The sequence below is a fragment of the Agrobacterium vitis genome, from assembly GCF_013337045.2.
Taxonomy (GTDB): Bacteria; Pseudomonadota; Alphaproteobacteria; order Rhizobiales; family Rhizobiaceae; genus Allorhizobium; species Allorhizobium vitis_B.
This window is the reverse complement of sequence record NZ_CP118259.1, coordinates 18,296-35,775: the sequence shown is the minus strand read 5'-3', so window position 1 is coordinate 35,775 and position 17,480 is coordinate 18,296. Positions and strand designations below refer to the sequence as shown.

The 17,480-nt window shown below is 58.1% G+C and carries 14 protein-coding genes; all 14 read right to left on the bottom strand.

Annotation, left to right across the window (positions count from 1 at the left end; genetic code table 11):
- Nucleotides 1-75: 75 nt before the first annotated feature.
- Nucleotides 76-873: a lyso-ornithine lipid O-acyltransferase gene (gene olsA / locus G6L01_RS00170; protein WP_070163724.1), complete on the bottom strand. Its 798-nt coding sequence runs from the start codon at nucleotides 871-873 to the stop codon at nucleotides 76-78.
- 31 nt (nucleotides 874-904) lie between these two features.
- Entirely contained in the window at nucleotides 905-1,333 is a 429-nt protein-coding gene (locus tag G6L01_RS00165) for a Fur family transcriptional regulator (protein WP_070163726.1), read from the bottom strand.
- A 37-nt stretch (nucleotides 1,334-1,370) separates the two neighbouring features.
- The gene (locus G6L01_RS00160) at nucleotides 1,371-1,868 is read right to left on the bottom strand and encodes a GNAT family N-acetyltransferase (protein WP_070163728.1); all 498 of its coding nucleotides are present in this window, start codon (nucleotides 1,866-1,868) and stop codon (nucleotides 1,371-1,373) included.
- 172 nt (nucleotides 1,869-2,040) lie between these two features.
- Nucleotides 2,041-2,730 carry a tRNA (adenosine(37)-N6)-threonylcarbamoyltransferase complex dimerization subunit type 1 TsaB gene (gene tsaB / locus G6L01_RS00155; protein ID WP_070163730.1) on the bottom strand — a complete coding sequence of 230 codons (690 nt, stop codon included), beginning with the start codon at nucleotides 2,728-2,730 and terminating at the stop codon, nucleotides 2,041-2,043.
- 78 nt (nucleotides 2,731-2,808) lie between these two features.
- Nucleotides 2,809-3,369 (bottom strand): NifU family protein, encoded by a 561-nt coding sequence (locus G6L01_RS00150; RefSeq protein ID WP_070163732.1) that lies wholly within the window; start codon nucleotides 3,367-3,369, stop codon nucleotides 2,809-2,811.
- A gap of 123 nt (nucleotides 3,370-3,492) precedes the next feature.
- Nucleotides 3,493-3,984 (bottom strand): universal stress protein, encoded by a 492-nt coding sequence (locus tag G6L01_RS00145; RefSeq protein WP_070163734.1) that lies wholly within the window; start codon nucleotides 3,982-3,984, stop codon nucleotides 3,493-3,495.
- 89 nt (nucleotides 3,985-4,073) lie between these two features.
- A complete protein-coding gene (gene trpS, locus G6L01_RS00140; RefSeq protein WP_070163736.1) occupies nucleotides 4,074-5,138 on the bottom strand; it encodes a tryptophan--tRNA ligase in 1,065 nt (354 codons plus the stop codon).
- A gap of 105 nt (nucleotides 5,139-5,243) precedes the next feature.
- Nucleotides 5,244-5,648 carry a VOC family protein gene (locus G6L01_RS00135; protein WP_070163739.1) on the bottom strand — a complete coding sequence of 135 codons (405 nt, stop codon included), beginning with the start codon at nucleotides 5,646-5,648 and terminating at the stop codon, nucleotides 5,244-5,246.
- Nucleotides 5,635-7,233 (bottom strand): murein biosynthesis integral membrane protein MurJ, encoded by a 1,599-nt coding sequence (gene murJ / locus G6L01_RS00130; RefSeq protein WP_070163741.1) that lies wholly within the window; start codon nucleotides 7,231-7,233, stop codon nucleotides 5,635-5,637. Before murJ ends, G6L01_RS00135 begins: the two co-directional genes overlap by 14 nt.
- Nucleotide 7,234: 1 nt before the next feature.
- Nucleotides 7,235-10,060: a [protein-PII] uridylyltransferase gene (locus tag G6L01_RS00125; RefSeq protein WP_070163743.1), complete on the bottom strand. Its 2,826-nt coding sequence runs from the start codon at nucleotides 10,058-10,060 to the stop codon at nucleotides 7,235-7,237.
- A 153-nt stretch (nucleotides 10,061-10,213) separates the two neighbouring features.
- Complete coding sequence (mutS, locus tag G6L01_RS00120; protein ID WP_234891951.1) at nucleotides 10,214-12,865, bottom strand: DNA mismatch repair protein MutS; 2,652 nt, start codon at nucleotides 12,863-12,865, stop codon at nucleotides 10,214-10,216.
- A 224-nt stretch (nucleotides 12,866-13,089) separates the two neighbouring features.
- A complete protein-coding gene (locus G6L01_RS00115; RefSeq protein ID WP_070163748.1) occupies nucleotides 13,090-14,049 on the bottom strand; it encodes a LysR substrate-binding domain-containing protein in 960 nt (319 codons plus the stop codon).
- A 416-nt stretch (nucleotides 14,050-14,465) separates the two neighbouring features.
- On the bottom strand, nucleotides 14,466-15,341 hold the full coding sequence (gene olsB, locus G6L01_RS00110; RefSeq protein WP_012654820.1) for a l-ornithine N(alpha)-acyltransferase: 876 nt from the start codon (nucleotides 15,339-15,341) through the stop codon (nucleotides 14,466-14,468).
- Nucleotides 15,342-15,494: 153 nt separating this feature from the next.
- Nucleotides 15,495-17,129 carry a hybrid sensor histidine kinase/response regulator gene (locus tag G6L01_RS00105; RefSeq protein ID WP_081343965.1) on the bottom strand — a complete coding sequence of 545 codons (1,635 nt, stop codon included), beginning with the start codon at nucleotides 17,127-17,129 and terminating at the stop codon, nucleotides 15,495-15,497.
- Nucleotides 17,130-17,480: the final 351 nt, after the last annotated feature.

Sequence of the window (17,480 nt, the reverse complement as noted above, 5' to 3'; positions counted from 1 at the left end):
CAATGATCGGCATTAGCAAAGAGTACCGCATCATCCCAATGGAAAGCGGCAGACAGTTCGTTGTTTTATAGTCTGCTATTCGATCGTCCGTCCCAGCAGCTTTGACAGCAGCATACGGCGGATTTCCGCTTCCACCGTAGCGCTCACCCGTTTGCGATTGCTGTCCTTGGTATAGGCAACCGGCGCACCGAAGCAGACATCGACATCCACCGCCGCCACCTTGAGCAGACCGGCCAGATGCGGTCCAAGCGTGACATCGCCCGGCCAACTGACCAATGGCCGATGGAAGCGGCCCATCGGCATGCCATGGATTCCCGTATAGGCAATGGCAACCGGCTGCACATAGACCACGCCCTCAGGAGCAAGCGGCACTGCCATGGAAGCAGCGCCAAACAGCGAGGATTTGACCGGCAGCAGCCGATTGCCGTCCGACGTCGTGCCTTCGGGAAACAGCACAACGATTTCACCATCCGCCATGCGGGCCGCAATGTCATTGACCTGCTCACCGGAAGAACGCTTTTCCTCGCGGCGAATGAAAATGCTTTTTTGCAGCTTGGCCAATGTCCCGAAAATCGGCCATTCGGACACTTCCATCTTGGCGATGAACACCACATCGGCAATGGAACTCAGCACCAGAATATCGGTCCAGGAACAGTGATTGACGGCCAGCATCAAAGGCCTTTGCCGTTCCGGCAGGCCATGCACCCGCACGCGGATACCGAGAACCAGACAGGCAAACCTGTGCCAGTAGCGCGGCAATAACCGTCGTATTTTCAGGTCAAACGCCAGGCCAAGCAATTGCAGCGGCAACATAATCAGCGTGACGGCGACGAGCAGCGCCAGCATGAAGACAGTTCGGATGGTGATGATCATGGCTGCCACGAACAGCCAAAGCTTGCCCTGCTCACGGCTCGTCCTTCGCCAATGGCACGCCATAGAGTTCCAGCCGGTGATCCACCAGCCGGAAGCCATGTTCCCGAGCGATTCGCTCCTGGAGCGCCTCGATCTCAGGTGAGCGGAACTCGATGACCACGCCCGTCTTCAAATCAATCAGATGATCGTGGTGTTCTTCCGGCATCGTTTCGTAACGGGAGCGCCCATCGCGAAAATCGTGGCGGGCGATGATCCCGGCATCCTCAAACAGCTTGACGGTGCGATAGACGGTCGAGATCGAAATTTTGGCGTCTATCGCCGAGGAGCGGCGGTACAGCTCCTCGACATCTGGATGGTCGTCGCAGCCTTCAAGAATGCGCGCGATGATCCGCCGCTGTTCGGTCATGCGCATGCCACGCTCCGCGCAGAGCTCTTCCAGCGTTTTCGGCGTCTCCGTCATGATGGTCCGGTTGCTCGTGAATTTCGATAGTCACGAGTTAGCGAAGATCGCGCCGCATGACAAGCGCCGCACTGCGACGACCGTTGGCATCGGCGTAATAAGCGGGTCTTTCGCCAGCTTTTTCAAAGCCCAGCTTGCGGTAGAGATTGATAGCGGGGTGATTGCCGTCATCCACTTCGAGGAACATGATTTCGCCGCCGCGCACTCTTGCTTCGCGCATCGCGCCCTGCATCAGCCGCCAGCCAAGACCGTTTCGGGCGCCCTTTTCATGCACGGCAATCGTCAAGATTTCCGCTTCGCCCGCCGCTTCGCGTGCCAGCACAAAACCGCTGAGCTGCGGCTTGAACATCAGCGTATTGGTCTGGCGAATCACGAAACCGAAGACATTGGGCTGCAACAGCAGGCTTTCGAATGCGCCATCATTCCATGGCTGCGAAAACCGCTGGCCATGCAATTCCGACACGTCATGGCAATCGTCCAGCTCCATGGCGACGATTTCAAACTCGGCTTTACGGGCAAAAATTGTTTCAAGCATAAGACCCTCCCCAGAGTCAGGATAAAATATGTTTATTCCGACATGCTCACGGTACAGATTACCCGATAATTCCTAAGATCACCTGGGATTTATGGTGAAAATACGCAGCAGATTTAACTTTATTGCGTTTATCGTCTAAAAACCCACCAGCCCATCCTGCTCCAAAACGGGATCAGGCCCGCGCCACGGCAAAACCAGCCTGCGGCTTGACATCCGGCCCCCGCAAGTAAAGCGGTTTTGGCTTGCCCGAGGCCTGCGCAACCGCTCCAAGCCTGGCGATATCCTCCATCGGAAAGTGATCGGCTTCTACTGTTGCGGCCTCTTCACTCTCCCCTGCCGCGTCTTTCTCCAGTAGCCGGCATGCCGAACCGGTGACGCGCCCTGCACCATGCCTGACAAACTCGGCCGCCATCGCCCGAAATGCGTCCACCGACAGCAATCGAGCACCATCCAGCGCCACTGCATCAGCACTGAAACCCTGAACATAGACTTCATCGCGCTTGGCATCCATCGCAGCAAGCACCGCAACCGCGCCACCCCGCCTGCGCTCTGCCGCCGCCAGAACGGCAAGGGTTGTTATGCCGACGATATCGACACCCAGCGCCAAGGCAAGGCCACGCGCCGCCGAAAGGCCGACACGTATGCCGGTAAAGGAACCGGGACCAATGGTGACCGCAACCCGCTCGACACTGGTTAGCGCTGTTGATGCCTCATCCAGAACCGCATCGATCATCCCCATCAGCTTTTCAGCATGACCACGGCCAATCGTCTCGCTTCTGGACGCCAGCATCCGGTCGAGAGCGCTGTTATACAGGCCAACGGCGCAATCAACGCCAGCGGTGTCGATTGCCAAAAGGATCATGCCTGCTCGCTTTTCATAGCCTGACGTTTCACATGTCTCGAAAGCGCGGCGACCTGAAGGACGCCGCCCCAAACCGCATCAAACGGCTTCGACTTCCTGCACTTCGGGAATGAAATGGCGCAGCAGGTTTTGTACGCCATGCTTCAGCGTCGCGGTGGAGGACGGGCAACCTGCACAGGAACCCTTCATGTTGAGAAACACCTTGCCATCGCGGAAACCACGGAACGTGATATCGCCGCCATCCTGGGCGACGGCCGGACGCACCCGGGTCTCCAGCAGTTCCTTGATGGTGGCAACGATGGTCTCGTCACCCTCGTTGAAAAACTCTTCGTCCGACGCCTCATCTCCGGCAACGGCGCTGCCCATGATTGGCGCACCGCTCATGAAATGCTCCATGATCGAACCGAGGATGGCCGGCTTCAGATGCGGCCATTCGGCGCTATCCTTGGTCACGGTCACAAAGTCATAGCCAAAGAACACGGAGGTGACGCCGGGTATGGCAAACAGCTTTTCAGCCAGTGGCGAGGCCATGGCCGCTTCCCGGTCGCGGAATTCAGCCGTGCCGCTTTCCATCACCACCTTGCCCGGCAGAAATTTCAAAGTCGCCGGATTGGGGGTGGATTCCGTCTGAATGAACATCACAAACTCCTTGCGAACCGGTCAAGCCGGGTCCGATTTAGAATGCTTCAAAAATAACTCTTCGTATGTCCTGCTTCAAGCACTGGCTGCAAATAAAGACAAATCACCTGATGACGTCATCAATCAGCAAAGCGCATCGATTTCTTCATTGCTCAGCGTATCCGGCAGCACGGTCACCGGAATGGGAAACGCCTGCGCCCGCCCGGCGATCATCGAGACCAGCGGGCCAGGCCCGTCCTTGGCAGAACCTGCGGCCAGAACGAGGATGGCGATATCGCGATCTTCTTCAATCACCGCCTGGATCTGCTCGGCGGCGCTGCCTTCGCGGATGACGATTTCCGGTTCAAGCCCAATGGTTTCACGCACCGTCTGGGCAGATTTCGCCATAACGGCTTCGGCAGCTTCCTGGGCCTCGGCCCGCATGATTTCCTCGACACCCAGCCATTGCTGGAAATCGCCCTCGGGAATCACATAGAGCAGAACAAGCCCGCCATTCGAATTCTTGGCGCGCCTTCCAGCATAATGGACGGCGCGGGAGCATTCCGGCGTATCGTCGATGACCGTCAGAAATTTCCGACGATGCCCGTCAAGACGCGATAGACGTTTCGATACCATGGCCTGCCCTGTTCGTCGGACCGGATCGACCGGCCCCGATAACCGTTACCTGATGACGCGTGACACCTGCCACGCATCATCATCAAAGCTTAGCGCACGAAACCGATAATGTCGCGGATTTCCGTCATGGTTTTTTCCGCCCGCACCCGCGCCCGCTCACCACCATCGCGCAACACAGCATCGATATGCGCAGGATCTCCTGTCAAACGGCGCATTTCACCGGTGATCGGCGACAGAACCTCGACAGCAAGTTCGATCAGCGCAGGCTTGAACACCGAGAACTGCTGCCCGCCGAATTCCGCCAGCACCTCGGCTTTGGCCTTGTCGGCAAGGGCTGCATAAATGCCAACCAGATTATCGGCCTCCGGCCGTCCGGCCAGTCCATCCGTTTCACTTGGCAGGGCATCCGGATCGGTCTTGGCCTTGCGGATCTTCTTGGCAATCGCCTCGGCATCGTCCATCAGGTTGATGCGCGACAGATCCGATGGATCGGATTTCGACATTTTCTTGGTGCCATCCTTCAGGCTCATCACCCTGGGGGCCGGACCGTCGATCAACGGTTCGACCATCGGAAAATAGGCATGCACCGGCTCATTGCCGACGGTGATATCGATGCCGAGTCCGGTCGGGCGGATCTGCTGGGCAAAATCCAGGTTGAACTTCATGGCGATATCGCGGGTCAGTTCCAGATGCTGCTTCTGGTCATCGCCCACAGGCACATGCGTGGCGCGGTAGACAAGGATGTCGGCAGCCATCAGGCTCGGATAGGCAAACAGGCCAAGCGAGGCCTGCTCACGGTCCTTGCCCGCCTTGTCCTTGAACTGGGTCATCCGGTTCATCCAGCCGATGCGGGCGACACAGTTGAAGATCCAGGCCAGTTCGGCATGCTGCGGCACCTGGCTCTGGTTGAAAACGATATGCTTGACGGGGTCGATACCCGCCGCGAGAAAAGCCGCCGTGATCGAGCGGATCTGGCCGCGCATGTCCTCATGCACCAGTTGCGCCGTCAGCGCATGCAGATCGACGACGCAATACATGCAGTCGTTATTCTCCTGGAGCGCGACGAATTTGCGGATCGCGCCGAGGTAATTGCCAAGATGGAGATTGCCCGTGGGCTGAACACCGGAGAAAACCAGCGGCTGAAATTCGCTCATGATTGACCTCAGCAGGCTTGTGGAGGGCCTGATACCTCGTGTGGATTTACAGCGCTTATGCACAGGCAGACGTTTTCGATCAAGCGGGGAACGGCTGAGGCGCGATTATAATTTTGGCTCGATCAGGTCCCAGAGATTGCCGTAGAGATCTTCGAACACGGCAACCGTGCCGTAAGGCTCGTAACGCGGCTCTTCCTGAAAGGCGATGCCATCAGCGATAAACACCGCATGATCGCGGGCAAAGTCATCCGTTTCCAGAAAGAAGGCAACCCGGCCACCGGCCTGGTTGCCGATTGCCGCCAGCTGTTTTTCTCCATCCGCCTGCGCCAGAAGCAGCCCGGCACCGTCTTCAGCGGGAGAAACCATCACCCAGCGCTTGCCATCGCCCAGGTCGATATCCGCTTTGCAGGCAAAGCCCAGCTTGCCGCAATAAAAGGCCAGCGCCCGATCATAATCGTCCACAACAAGCGTTACGGTGGCGATGCGTTTTACCGGCCTATTCTGCGTCATCGGCGGCCTCGCTTGTCGTCGCCCGCCTCTTGCGCTTCAGATTGCGCCTGAGCATGCCGAGATCCGCACCACCGATCAGGAAGGCCAGCGAGAAATAGATCAGCATCGCCAGACCGATCTGGATGAACAGCACCAGCACCTTGTGCAGGAAGGGCGAACCGGTGCCGATATAAGGCGCGAAAAAGCCCGACAGCGCCATCAGCGCCGCGCCCATGACCAGCGCCGCCAGCAGAAGCCGCAGCGCCCGGGACACCAACGCCCATTCCACCTGCAAATGTCCGCGCCGTACCAGCATGGTGAACAACAGAACCGTGTTGATCGCGCCCGCCGTCGCTTCCGCAATGGCGATGCCCCGCTCCTGCAACAGCGGAAACAGCGAAATGGCCAGCGTCGAATTGACCACCACCGAAATGCCGGTGAACCGCATCGGGGTTTTCGTATCCTCGCGGGCGTAAAAACCCGGCTGCAAGGCCTTGATCATCACAAAACCAGGCAGGCCCAAGCCGTAATAGGCGAGGATTGCCCCGACGATGGCGGTATTATGCGCGGTAAACGCGCCGCGCTCATAAAGCACCCGGATGATATCATCAGACAGGACCCAAAGCCCGACTGCCGCAGGCAGAGTGAGAAACAGCACGAATTCGATCGACCTGTTCTGGATGGTCAAGGCTTCGCGCTGATGATCAGATTTCAGCGCCCGCGCCAGCTCCGGTAAGAGCACCACGCCAACGGCAACGCCCACCACGCCCAAGGGCAATTGATAGATACGGTCGGCATATTGCAGGGCGGCAATCGCTCCATCCTTGGAGGAGGCAATCGCCTGACCGATCAACTGGTTGATCTGGGTAATGCCGCCGGTCACCGCCGCAGGGACGGCCAGCACCAGCAACCGTTTCACATTCGGAGTGATCTTCGGCCATTTGAAACCGAGCCTGATCCCCGCATGGCGCACGCCGATATAGACCACCAGCAACTGCAAAATCCCCGCCACCAGCACCGACCAGGACAGATACCAGGCCGTTACCACAGGCTCGACACCATGGTAGAGCGCATAAAACAGCGCACTGATCATCACCAGATTGAGAAAGATCGGCGCGACGGCGGCGGCGAAAAAGTGATGCAGCGAATTGAGCATGCCGCTCAGCATCGCCGTCAGCGACATGCACATCAGATAGGGAAACATCACCACGGCGAGCCGCACGGTCAGCGAAAACTTCTCGGCGTCATCGGCAAAACCCGGTGCGATGACAAACCGCACCAGCAGCGGCATGGAAAGCTCCATGGCGATGGTAATCAGCAACAGGACGGTGAAGAGGACGCCGAAGACCTCCTCGGAAAACCGCTTGGCGCCATCCAGTCCGTTTGCCTCGATCTCCTTGGAAAACAGCGGCACGAAAGCAGCGTTGAAGGCGCCTTCGGCAAACAACCGGCGAAACAGGTTGGGAAAGCGGAAGGCGGCATAGAAGACATCGGCCATCGGCCCGGTGCCCAGCGCCGCCGCCATCAGGGTTTCGCGGGCAAAACCGAACAATCGGCTGCCAAGCGTGGCGCCGCCAACGGTCATGAACTTCTTGACGAGGGACATATCAGACGCGGGCTTTCTTTTCAGCAGCCGGGGATTTTGTCGCGGCGGGCGCGATCATGCCCGAGGGCATCTGTTCACGCAATTCGTCGGGCTGCTCGCTCATCACCGCTTTCAGCCGAACTGAAATGGACCCCTGCCGGTTTTCATTGGTGATCTTCTGGCCAACCAGATCAATGACATAAAAGGTATCGATGACCTTTTCGCCAAAAGTGGTGATACGGGCCGAGTGAATATCGAGCGACAGATCAGCCAGGACTGCCGTGACCTCGGCCAGCAGACCGATACGGTCGAGACATTCGATCTCGATCACCGTAAACTTATTGGAGAGGCTGTTGGAAATCGTCACATGCGGTTTAACGGTAAAGGTCTTGTTACGTTTGCGGCCCTTGGTGCGGGTGGCAATCACTTCCGGCAGGCGCTTCTTGCCCGCCAACACGTCTTCAATCATCTTGCTGATCGTATTGGCCCGTCGCATCTCATCCTCGTCAATGGGAAACTCCCTGTTGATGAGAATGGTATCGAGTGCCCGGCCATCGGAAGTGGTGAAAATCTGCGCATCGGCAATATTGGCGCCTGCCGCTGCACAGGCGCCGGCAATGATCGACAACAGGCGCGGATGGTCGGGGGCAAGCACCGTAATCTCGGTGATCGCGTGGAAGGAATGGGTGCGGACCATGGTTGCCAACGCCTGATCGGCTTTGTCAGCCTGGCGGATAAAATGGGCATGGCGCACCTGGTCTTCCAACGGCACCGTCAGCAGATAGGGTTGATAATGCAGCTTGGTATAGGTCTTCTGGTCCTTCTGGCTCCAGTCCGACAGGGCCTCAGCCAATTGCTCGGCGGCCTGCTTGGCGCGCTCCTTGCGCGGGCTCTCGGAAAAACCGCCCGATAGCAGCAATTCGGTTTCATAATAAAGCGTGCGCAGCAATTGGCCTTTCCAGCCGTTCCAGACGCCCGGGCCGACGGCGCGGATATCGCAGACCGTCAGAACCAGCAGCATGCGCAGCCTGTCAAGCGACTGCACCTTTTCGGCGAAATCGGTAATGGTCTTGCGGTCATGCAGATCGCGGGTCTGGGCAACCATCGACATCAGCAGATGCTGTTCGATCAGCCAGACCACCAATTCGGTCTGCTTGTCGTTCAAACCGAGACGCGGGCAGAGACGCCGGGCAACCTTGGCGCCGGCAATCGAATGGTCCTCCTGACGGCCCTTGGCGATGTCATGCAGCAGCACCGCGACGAACAGCACGCTGCGCTCCTCTATATTCGGCATCAGCTTGACGGCCAACGGATGGATATCGGCATGCTGCCCCTGATCGACCTCGGCCAGAATGCCGACCGATCGGATCAAATGCTCGTCCACGGTATAATGATGATACATGTTGAACTGCATCATCGAAACGATCCGCCCGAAATCCGGGATAAACTTGCCCAGCACGCCCGCTTCGTTCATCCGGGTCAGCATCAGCGCCGGGTCGCGTTTAGAGGTCAGGATGGAGAGGAACAGCCGGTTGGCCTCCTCGTTTTCGCGGAAATCATGATCGATCAGCGGCAGGCAGCGGGTAATCGCCTTGAGCGCATCAGGATGGAATTCCAGCCCATGCAGGTCGGCGACATGGAAGAAGCGCATGACGTTGATCGGATCACGCTTGAAAATATCCGGACCGGATAGAGCAATCCGGCCCCTGTCCTCGATGAATTCAGGCGTGCCGGGAATGCGCCGGGGCCGATGGGCAAAACGTCCGATGGCTGCGGTCAGTCCTGGAGCAGCCTTCGCCTGCTTGTCCTCAAGGCTCGCACAGACGATCCGGGTCAGGTCGCCGACATTTTTGGCAACATGGAAATAATGCTTCATGAAACGTTCGACCTCCGAAAGGCCGGGACGGGCATTATAGCCGAGATTGCGGGCAATTTCCGGCTGGAGATCGAAGGACAGCCGCTCTTCCGGCTTGCCGGTGGCAAAATGCATATGGCAGCGCACCGCCCAGAGAAAATCGTCGGATTTCTGAAACATCCGCCATTCCTGGCGCGACAGAACACCCAGTTTGACCAGATCGGCGGGATCGGAAATCCGGTAATAATATTTGGCGATCCAGAACAACGTGTGCAGATCACGCAATCCGCCCTTGCCTTCCTTCACATTCGGTTCGACCAGATACCGGGTATCGCCCGCCTTGCGATGCCGCTCATCACGTTCGGCCAGCTTGGCGGCAATGAATTCAGGCGCGGTCTTTTCAACCACCTCGGCATCAAATCGTTTCTGCAATTCGCCAACCAGCAACGCTTCCCCGCAGATGAAACGAGTTTCAAGAATGGCGGTCCTGATAGTCATGTCGGTGCGCGACAGCCGGATGCATTCCTCGACCAGACGGGTGGCATGGCCAACCTTGAAACCCAGATCCCAGAGAATATAGAGCAGGAATTCCACCGCCTTGCGGGCATCCGCCCCGGCCTTGACCGACAGCAGGAACAGGAGATCGATGTCGGACCCCGGAGCCAGGGTGCTGCGTCCATACCCGCCGACAGCAGCCACCGCAAATTCATGCTGGGTGGTCGGATAAACCGACTGGGTGACCATGCGATGCACCAGCGCGATCAGATTGTCCTGGAGATTGGAAATCATCCCGGCACATTCCAACCCGCTGCCATTGGCGGTCAGATGGCGCAAAGCCGCTTCCCGGCCATCTATGCTCGCCTTTTTCAGCAAGGGGAGAATGGCGGCCCGCGTTTCCGGCACCTTGCCATTCTGGAGCACGATGGACATGCATTCCGCCTCCAATGCCTTGAAATCGGGGAGGGTTGCGTCTGATGGATCGTGCTTTGTCATAATCGTCCGGTTATCTGTTCCCTGCCGCTCGGAATCTGGCGGCTTTTGTCTGTAACGGGTTTAGCGTTTTTAAGGCGCTGCGGGCAACAGGATAGCCGATAATTCCTAAAATCCGTTGACTGAGTCAAAACCAAAAAGCAGCACGATCCTGGATCAGGATTTTGCCAGGGTGGTTTTCAGGTCGTAAAGCGCATCGAGCGCCTGCCTTGGCGTCAAATCATCCAGATTGAGGCCTCGCAACGCCTCTTCCACCGCCGACACCTGCGCCCCTGCCCCCGTCCGGCTTTCCCGCCTCTGACTGACCTGGAACAGCGGCAGGTCATCGATCAACTGGCTGGCCGGATTTTTTCGATCAGCATCTTCGAGTTGCGACAGCACGGCGCGGGCGCGCTCCACCACCATGCCCGGCAGCCCAGCCAATCGCGCCACCTGGATACCGTAGGAGCGGTCGGCAGCCCCGGCCCCAACCTCATGCAGGAAAATCACGTCGCCATGCCATTCCTTGACTTTCATGGTGACGTTCGACAGCCGGACAAGCTTTTCAGACAGAGCCGTCAGCTCGTGAAAATGCGTGGCAAACAGCGACCGGCAGCGATTGACCTCATGCAGATGCTCGACGGTCGCCCAGGCAATCGACAGACCGTCGAATGTCGCCGTACCACGTCCGATCTCATCGAGAATGACCAGAGACCGCTCGCCCGCCTGATTGAGAATGGCCGCCGTTTCCACCATCTCGACCATGAATGTCGAACGGCCCCGCGCCAGATCGTCGGAGGCACCGACACGGGAAAACAGCCGGTCGACAATACCGATATGCGCCGACCCGGCGGGTACGAACGATCCCATCTGGGCGAGAATGGCGACCAGCGCATTCTGGCGCAGAAAGGTGGATTTACCGCCCATGTTCGGACCGGTCAGCATCCAGATCGCGCCGTGCTTCTGATCGCCTACCGGTGAAAGATCGCAATTATTGGCAATGAAAGGGCTGGCCGCCTGTTTGCGCAAGGCTTGCTCGACCACCGGATGACGCCCGGCGACAATGGAAAACATCCTGCTGTCATCGACCAGGGGCCGGCAATAGCCCTGCTCCTCAGCAAGCACGGCAAGACCGGCGGCCACATCGATGACTGCCAGCGCGCGCGCTGCTTTTTTGATGGCCTCGGCCTCGGTCACGACCGCCTGACGCATTCGCTCAAACGCCGCAAGCTCGATTTCCAGCGCCTGTCCCGCCGCATTGGCGATCCGGCTTTCGAGATCGGCCAGCTCGGTCGTGGTAAAGCGCATGGCATTGGCCATCGACTGGCGATGGATAAAGCGGGCCTTGGCCTCACCCTCAATCAGCGGCCCAGCATTGCCGGCGGTCACTTCGATGAAATAACCCAGCACATTGTTATGCTTGATCTTCAGCGACTTGACGCCGGTTTCCTCGGCATATTGCAATTGCAGTCCGGCAATCACCCGGCGCGACTGGTCGCGCAGCGCCCGTACCTCGTCCAGCCCCTCATTCGCGCCTTCCCTCAAAAACCCACCATCGCGTTTCAACAGCGGCAGATCTTCCGCCAGTTGCGAGGCCAGTAGATTTTCGAGCGATGGCGATAGCATTTCGAGATCGGTGAGCGCCGAGGCAAGCTCATCCGGAAGCACCGCCCCCCGCAGCAACCCAGCCACATCGCCTGATGTGGACAATCCATACCGGATTGCCGCCAGATCTCTTGGCCCACCCCGGTCAAGGGCCAGCCGCGACAGGGCACGCGGCATATCCGGGGCGCGTTTCAAAAGGTCACGCAGCCGCTCACACAGAAAACCGTCCGTCAACAGATGGGCGACCGCATCCTGCCGCTGCGCAATCGCCACCACCTCCGTCAAAGGCGACATCAGCCGCTCAGCCATCAGCCGAGCGCCGCCGCCGGTTACGGTTCGGTCGATGGTATTGAGCAGGGAACCCTGTTTCTGGCCGGAAAGGGTCTTCACCAATTCCAGGTTGGCCCGGGTGGCCGCGTCAATGAACAGGGTCGAAGACGAGGATTGCCGCTCAGGCAAGCCCAGCGGAGGACGCTCGGACATCTGGGTTTTTTCGACATAGGCAATCGCCGCCGAAGCCGCGGCCATTTCCGGCCGTGAAAACCCGCCGAAACCGTCGAGCGTCTTGACGTTGAAATAGCGCGTGATGCGCCCTTCTGCCGAAGCGCTATCGAACAGCACCGATGGCTGCGGCACGACCACTCGGCCAAGCACATCGAAGGCCGGCTTCAGGTCCGGGTCCTGCATCAGCGTTTCGGCGACAATCACTTCACGCGGATCAATGCGGAAAATATCGGCCAGCAGACGGGTGGGATTGGTTTCGGCCAGGCGGAAGACGCCAGTGGAAATATCGATCCAGGCCAGCGCCAGTTCATCGCCGCTGCCGCGCACCCGTGCCAGCGCCATCAGATAATTGGTCTCCGACGGCGACAGCAGCTTTTCTTCCGTCAGCGTGCCGGGGGTGACCAACCGCACCACGTCGCGCTTGACCACGGATTTGGAGCCACGCTTCTTTGCCTCCGCCGGATCTTCAATCTGTTCGCAAACGGCGACCCGGAACCCCAGCGTGATCAGCTTTTGCAGATAATCGTCAGAGGCATGCACGGGAACGCCGCACATCGGAATGTCTTGGCCCAGATGCTGACCGCGCCTGGTCAGCGTGATACCAAGTGCTCGCGACGCCTCGACGGCATCCTCGAAAAACAGCTCGTAGAAATCGCCCATCCGGTAAAACAGCAGCGAACCGGGATTGTTCGCCTTGATTTCAATATACTGTTCCATCATCGGGGTCGCCGTTGCACGGCTTTCTTGCGACGTCAGGGCGGCGGTGTTGAGCACATCCGGTTCGGCAGCTTTGTCGATGATCACAGGTTCACGCTTTGCAAAATTGAGGGTATCGGGACACGGGGGATCGTCCAGACGACATCTAACGATGTTCAAGCCACAATGACAACCGATGCAGCGGCAAGCTGCCTACCTGCCCACAAAAAGCTGCGGTCACACAAAGATCAACTGCACTCGCCTTTCAGAAATGGGCCTTCCAGAAAAGGCCCGCCCAGAAAAGGGATTGCCTTGGCGAGGCGGGTCATATCCTCATGAAGTTCACCGCGCAGCCAACGCTTGAAGGCATCGACCTTGTCATTGCGGCGCGCGCCTTCGGCACTGACGAAATAATGGGCGAGCCCTGTCGCGACTGCCGGCCCGAAGGGTGCCACCAACTGCCCCTGCTGTAATTGCTGCGAAGCAATGGTTTGCCAGGCCAGCAATATGCCTTGCCCGGCCAATGCAGCGTCCAGACACAGAGAGGCTTCGCTAAAGACGTGCCGTGTGCGGACAGTTCGTCCGGGAAGTCCGGCAGCGGCCAGCCATATATCCCAACTGAACATCGCCCGGCCATCTTCCACAATCGGCAAGTCCAGGAGATCGGCTGGTGATTGCAGGCGCTTTGCCATGGCAGGTGTGCAGACCGGAAAAACCTTCTGTTCCAGCAGTAACTCGGCCCGCACACCGGGCCAGTCACCACGGCCGACCCGAATACACAGATCAACATCGGAACTCGATGGATCGATTAACCGGTCGCTTGCCTCCATTCTGAGACGGATCGTCGGAAACCGTTCTGAAAACGCACCAATGCGATGCACCAACCAGCGTGCAGCAAAGACCGGAGCCACCGAAATCGTTAAAACCGTATCATCGCTCTTCAGCGCAAGCGCCACTGCCCCCGACAAATGCCGAAAGCCCGCACTCAAACGGTCAAGCACCGGCTCCGCCACATCTGTTGGCACCATGCCGCGGCTGGTTCGCTCGAATAATTGCAACTGCAACTGCTGTTCAGCCTTGATGACCTGCTGACTGATGGCACCGATCGAAACGCCAAGTTCTCCGGCTGCCGCTTGCAGAGAGCCTAGTCGCCCGACAGCCTCCACGGCCCGCAATCCATTGAGATGCACCAAATTGAGTTTGCTCATCCAGGAAATCTATAGGCTCCGCCTAAAAATCTCAATTGCCGATAGCAGAGAACTCTCTAGCCTTTGAAGGCCTGACACAGCACGGCAAAGGATGTAACCATGAAGATTATCTGGAGGTTTTTCTCAAGGTCAGGATCTTCGGATGCCTGCAATTGCGCGGTGAGCAAAGATCCACTTCTGCATCCAGATTTGGTGGGTCTATCGCAACGGCAATTGGCCGACCTCGTCATCCCGCCCGAGCAACCACTGGAAATGCCAAACGATGAATCGCTGGCAAAATCTACAGCGTCCTGCGTTTCAGCAAACAGACAACTTCCACAGAAGGTACCAGATTCAACCTGAACCAGACAGTTACCAGCTTCTTTTATTGAAAGCGATCTTTTCGAGAAAGCCGGGATCGGCTTTCCTAATATAGCCTAGCTCGCGAACCGCCCGGCATCGGCACCGTAATAATTCACGTAGCGATCGGAAATGCTGGTGATTGGCAGGACGATCAACACATCGGTGGTGTTGAAGGCATGGTCGACCACGGCACCGGTGCCGATCATCGCGCCTAGGCGCAGATAACCCTTGACCAAAGGCGGCATGGCGGACAGCGCCTTGCGGGCATTGACGATTTCAGATGGCATAAGGTCCATGGGGCAGAACAGTTCCGGGCGGGCGCGAACCGCCCATTCACCGCGGGCTTCGGCATTTTGCGCCAGAAAGGACAGAGCCAGCGCATGCTGTTCTGGCTGCACGCCCGGGAAAGAGGCGCAGCCGATCATCGCGCTCATATTGTGGCGCAACGCATAGGCCCAGTTTCCTTGCCAGAGCAATTCCACTGTCCGCTTGGTGCGATAATTCGGCAGGACGCAGGAGCGGCCAAGCTCCATGAAACGCTTGTCGGGATGGCGGGCGATGAGATCGTCCAGCGCAAATTCCGAGGCGGAATAGAAGCCGAAATTGGCCAGCGCCACTTCATGGCGCAACAGCCGATAGGTGCCGACGATCTGATCTTCCGGATCGCCCTCGATAGCGTGGTCTAGCACCAGAAGGTGGTCGCAGATCTCATCAAACGCATCGATATCGCGCTTCTGCCGCATCGCATCGGGCGGCAGCATGGCATTCATCTCTTCGACGAACACCCGGTAGCGCACCGCCTGGGCCGCATCGATCTCGCGTGCGTTGCGGGCAAGCCTGGTTTCCAGCGTACCGATCCGGCCCAGCACATCACCAGCAGGTCCGGACACCGCACCGGAGGAACGCTCCGTTTCAGGTGTGACTGCACGATCAAGAAGTTCGACTGTCATGGCGGTTCATCCGGCTCTGTTCAAACATGACCTGTTAAACACGGATATGCGACAAGATGTTGACACAGGATACGCTGTTTGCGATTTTTATGGCGATTTTTCCCATAAAATCAATGGAAACTCCAGGATAATAATAGGAAACTTTCCCGGAATCTAGCCGTACAGTTTTGTACGATGTGTTTTCATCAACGAGGCAATTTCATTCAGCAGGCGCTCGGGATTGACCGGCTTCTGCAAGACCAGATCCGCGCCGCTGGTCAGCGCCTCGGCCCGGGCAGCATCCCTGAGATCGCCGGTCAAGACCAGGATGGGGCAGCGCGGGCGGCGTTTCAGTTGCTCGATCATCCGCACATAGCGCAGAACTGAGCTGCCATCACCGCCGGGCATGCCGAGATCGGTAATGATCAGGTCCAGTTTGACCGCCTCTTCCAAAGCCACTTCACGCCGCAGGGCATCGAAATCATTGACCACGCCGACCATATGGCCAGCTTTCTGCAAAACGGCCCGCAACAGGGTTGCATTAACGAAATCGTCCTCTCCGACCAGAACATTCAGCACATCAGGGACCTGTTTGCCCGGCTCCACGCCTTCCCCCGGCAGCAGGACATCTGCATGGGAAACATCGGCATCCTGCTCATCGACATGGGCCGCATCCACACCACTCATCAAACCCCGCAGCACGTCGCTCAAGGTTTGCTCACGCAGCGGTCGGATCAGCCAGGCATCGAAACCGGTCAGCGGCCGCACAGGCCGCTCTTCCGGATTGACCAGATAGATGCGCCGAATTTTTCCAAGGCCGGACAGCCGTCTGGCGAGATTGGCATCGTAATCGGAAATGCAGCGATGATCGACGATCAGATCCGTCAGCGTCGCATCCTGCCTCTCGACCCGATCCAAAAGGTCAAGCGCCTCTTCGGTTTTCTTTGCCCAATGGCAAAACCCGCCAAGCGTGCGAATAGTCATGGACGCGCCTTCAGCCGCCGGACCATCGGGGGCCAATAGCAGGACGCTGGACCCTGACAACAGCGACTGTCGCTGGGAAACGGTTCGATCCTGCGCAATCGCCTTGGTTGGCAAGCGGATCTCGAACGACGTTCCCCGTCCGCGCACGGTTTCAATAATCGACAGAGAACCGCCGAGCGCCATCATCAACCGCTGGGAAATGAACAGGCCAAGACCCGTGCCGCCACTGCGCTGCACTGGATCTCCGCCTTGCGAAAACTCCACGAACAGACGGGTGCGTTCCTCTTCCGTCATGCCAGGGCCAGTGTCGCGGACCCGCACCACCAATTCGTCGCCAATGCAGCTAGCCGAGACCAGCACTCCGCCCTCGACGGTGAATTTTACCGCATTGCCGATGACATTGAACAGGACCTGCCGCAGCCGAGCGACATCGATATCGACTTCCTCGGGAACGCCGGACTGTGTCGTCGCGGCGATCTCGATGCCCTTGGCATGGGCGCGCGGTGACAACATCTCGACCACGCCTTCGATCAGACGTCTGGGGGAAACACGTTGATTGTGAAGTTCGAAATGGCCAGTTTCAAGGGTCGTATAATCAAGAAGGTCAGCAATCAATTGTTGTAGGGATTCGCCCGCTTGCACGATGCCGGAAAGATAATTGCGCTGCTCTGGGGACAGATCGGTTCGGCTCAGCAGATGGCTCATGCCGAGAATGCCGTTCAGCGGCGTGCGCATTTCATGACTGACGGTGGCAAGCAGACGCGTGCGCACCAGTTCCGCACTCGCTATGGATGGGAGGACAGGGCTCTGCGTCTTCGATAGCATCTGCGCCTACTCCGGCAGCTGTCCGGCAAAGCCTTTCGGAAGAGGAGGCGAAACCCACCAATTCGGTGTTTTCCATCATCCGTCATCCGGTGCGCCCACCAAGATCACGACATTTATCTGGCCACACCACCAGCATCCTGCAAGAAACGTCAGGTACGCTATGGTGCTTCAAATCCGCTGCATAACTTTGTCATTAAACCAAGGCCGATTTGATGAATTATGCAGTAGCAAAGCCCCGTCAATGTTTTGTTACGACCGGCACACCACGTTCAATCTCGGTAAACCGACCCTCAATGCCGTGTGAAAAAACCGCTTGGGGCGAGCGGCTCACAGCATGTGAGCAATCTTGTT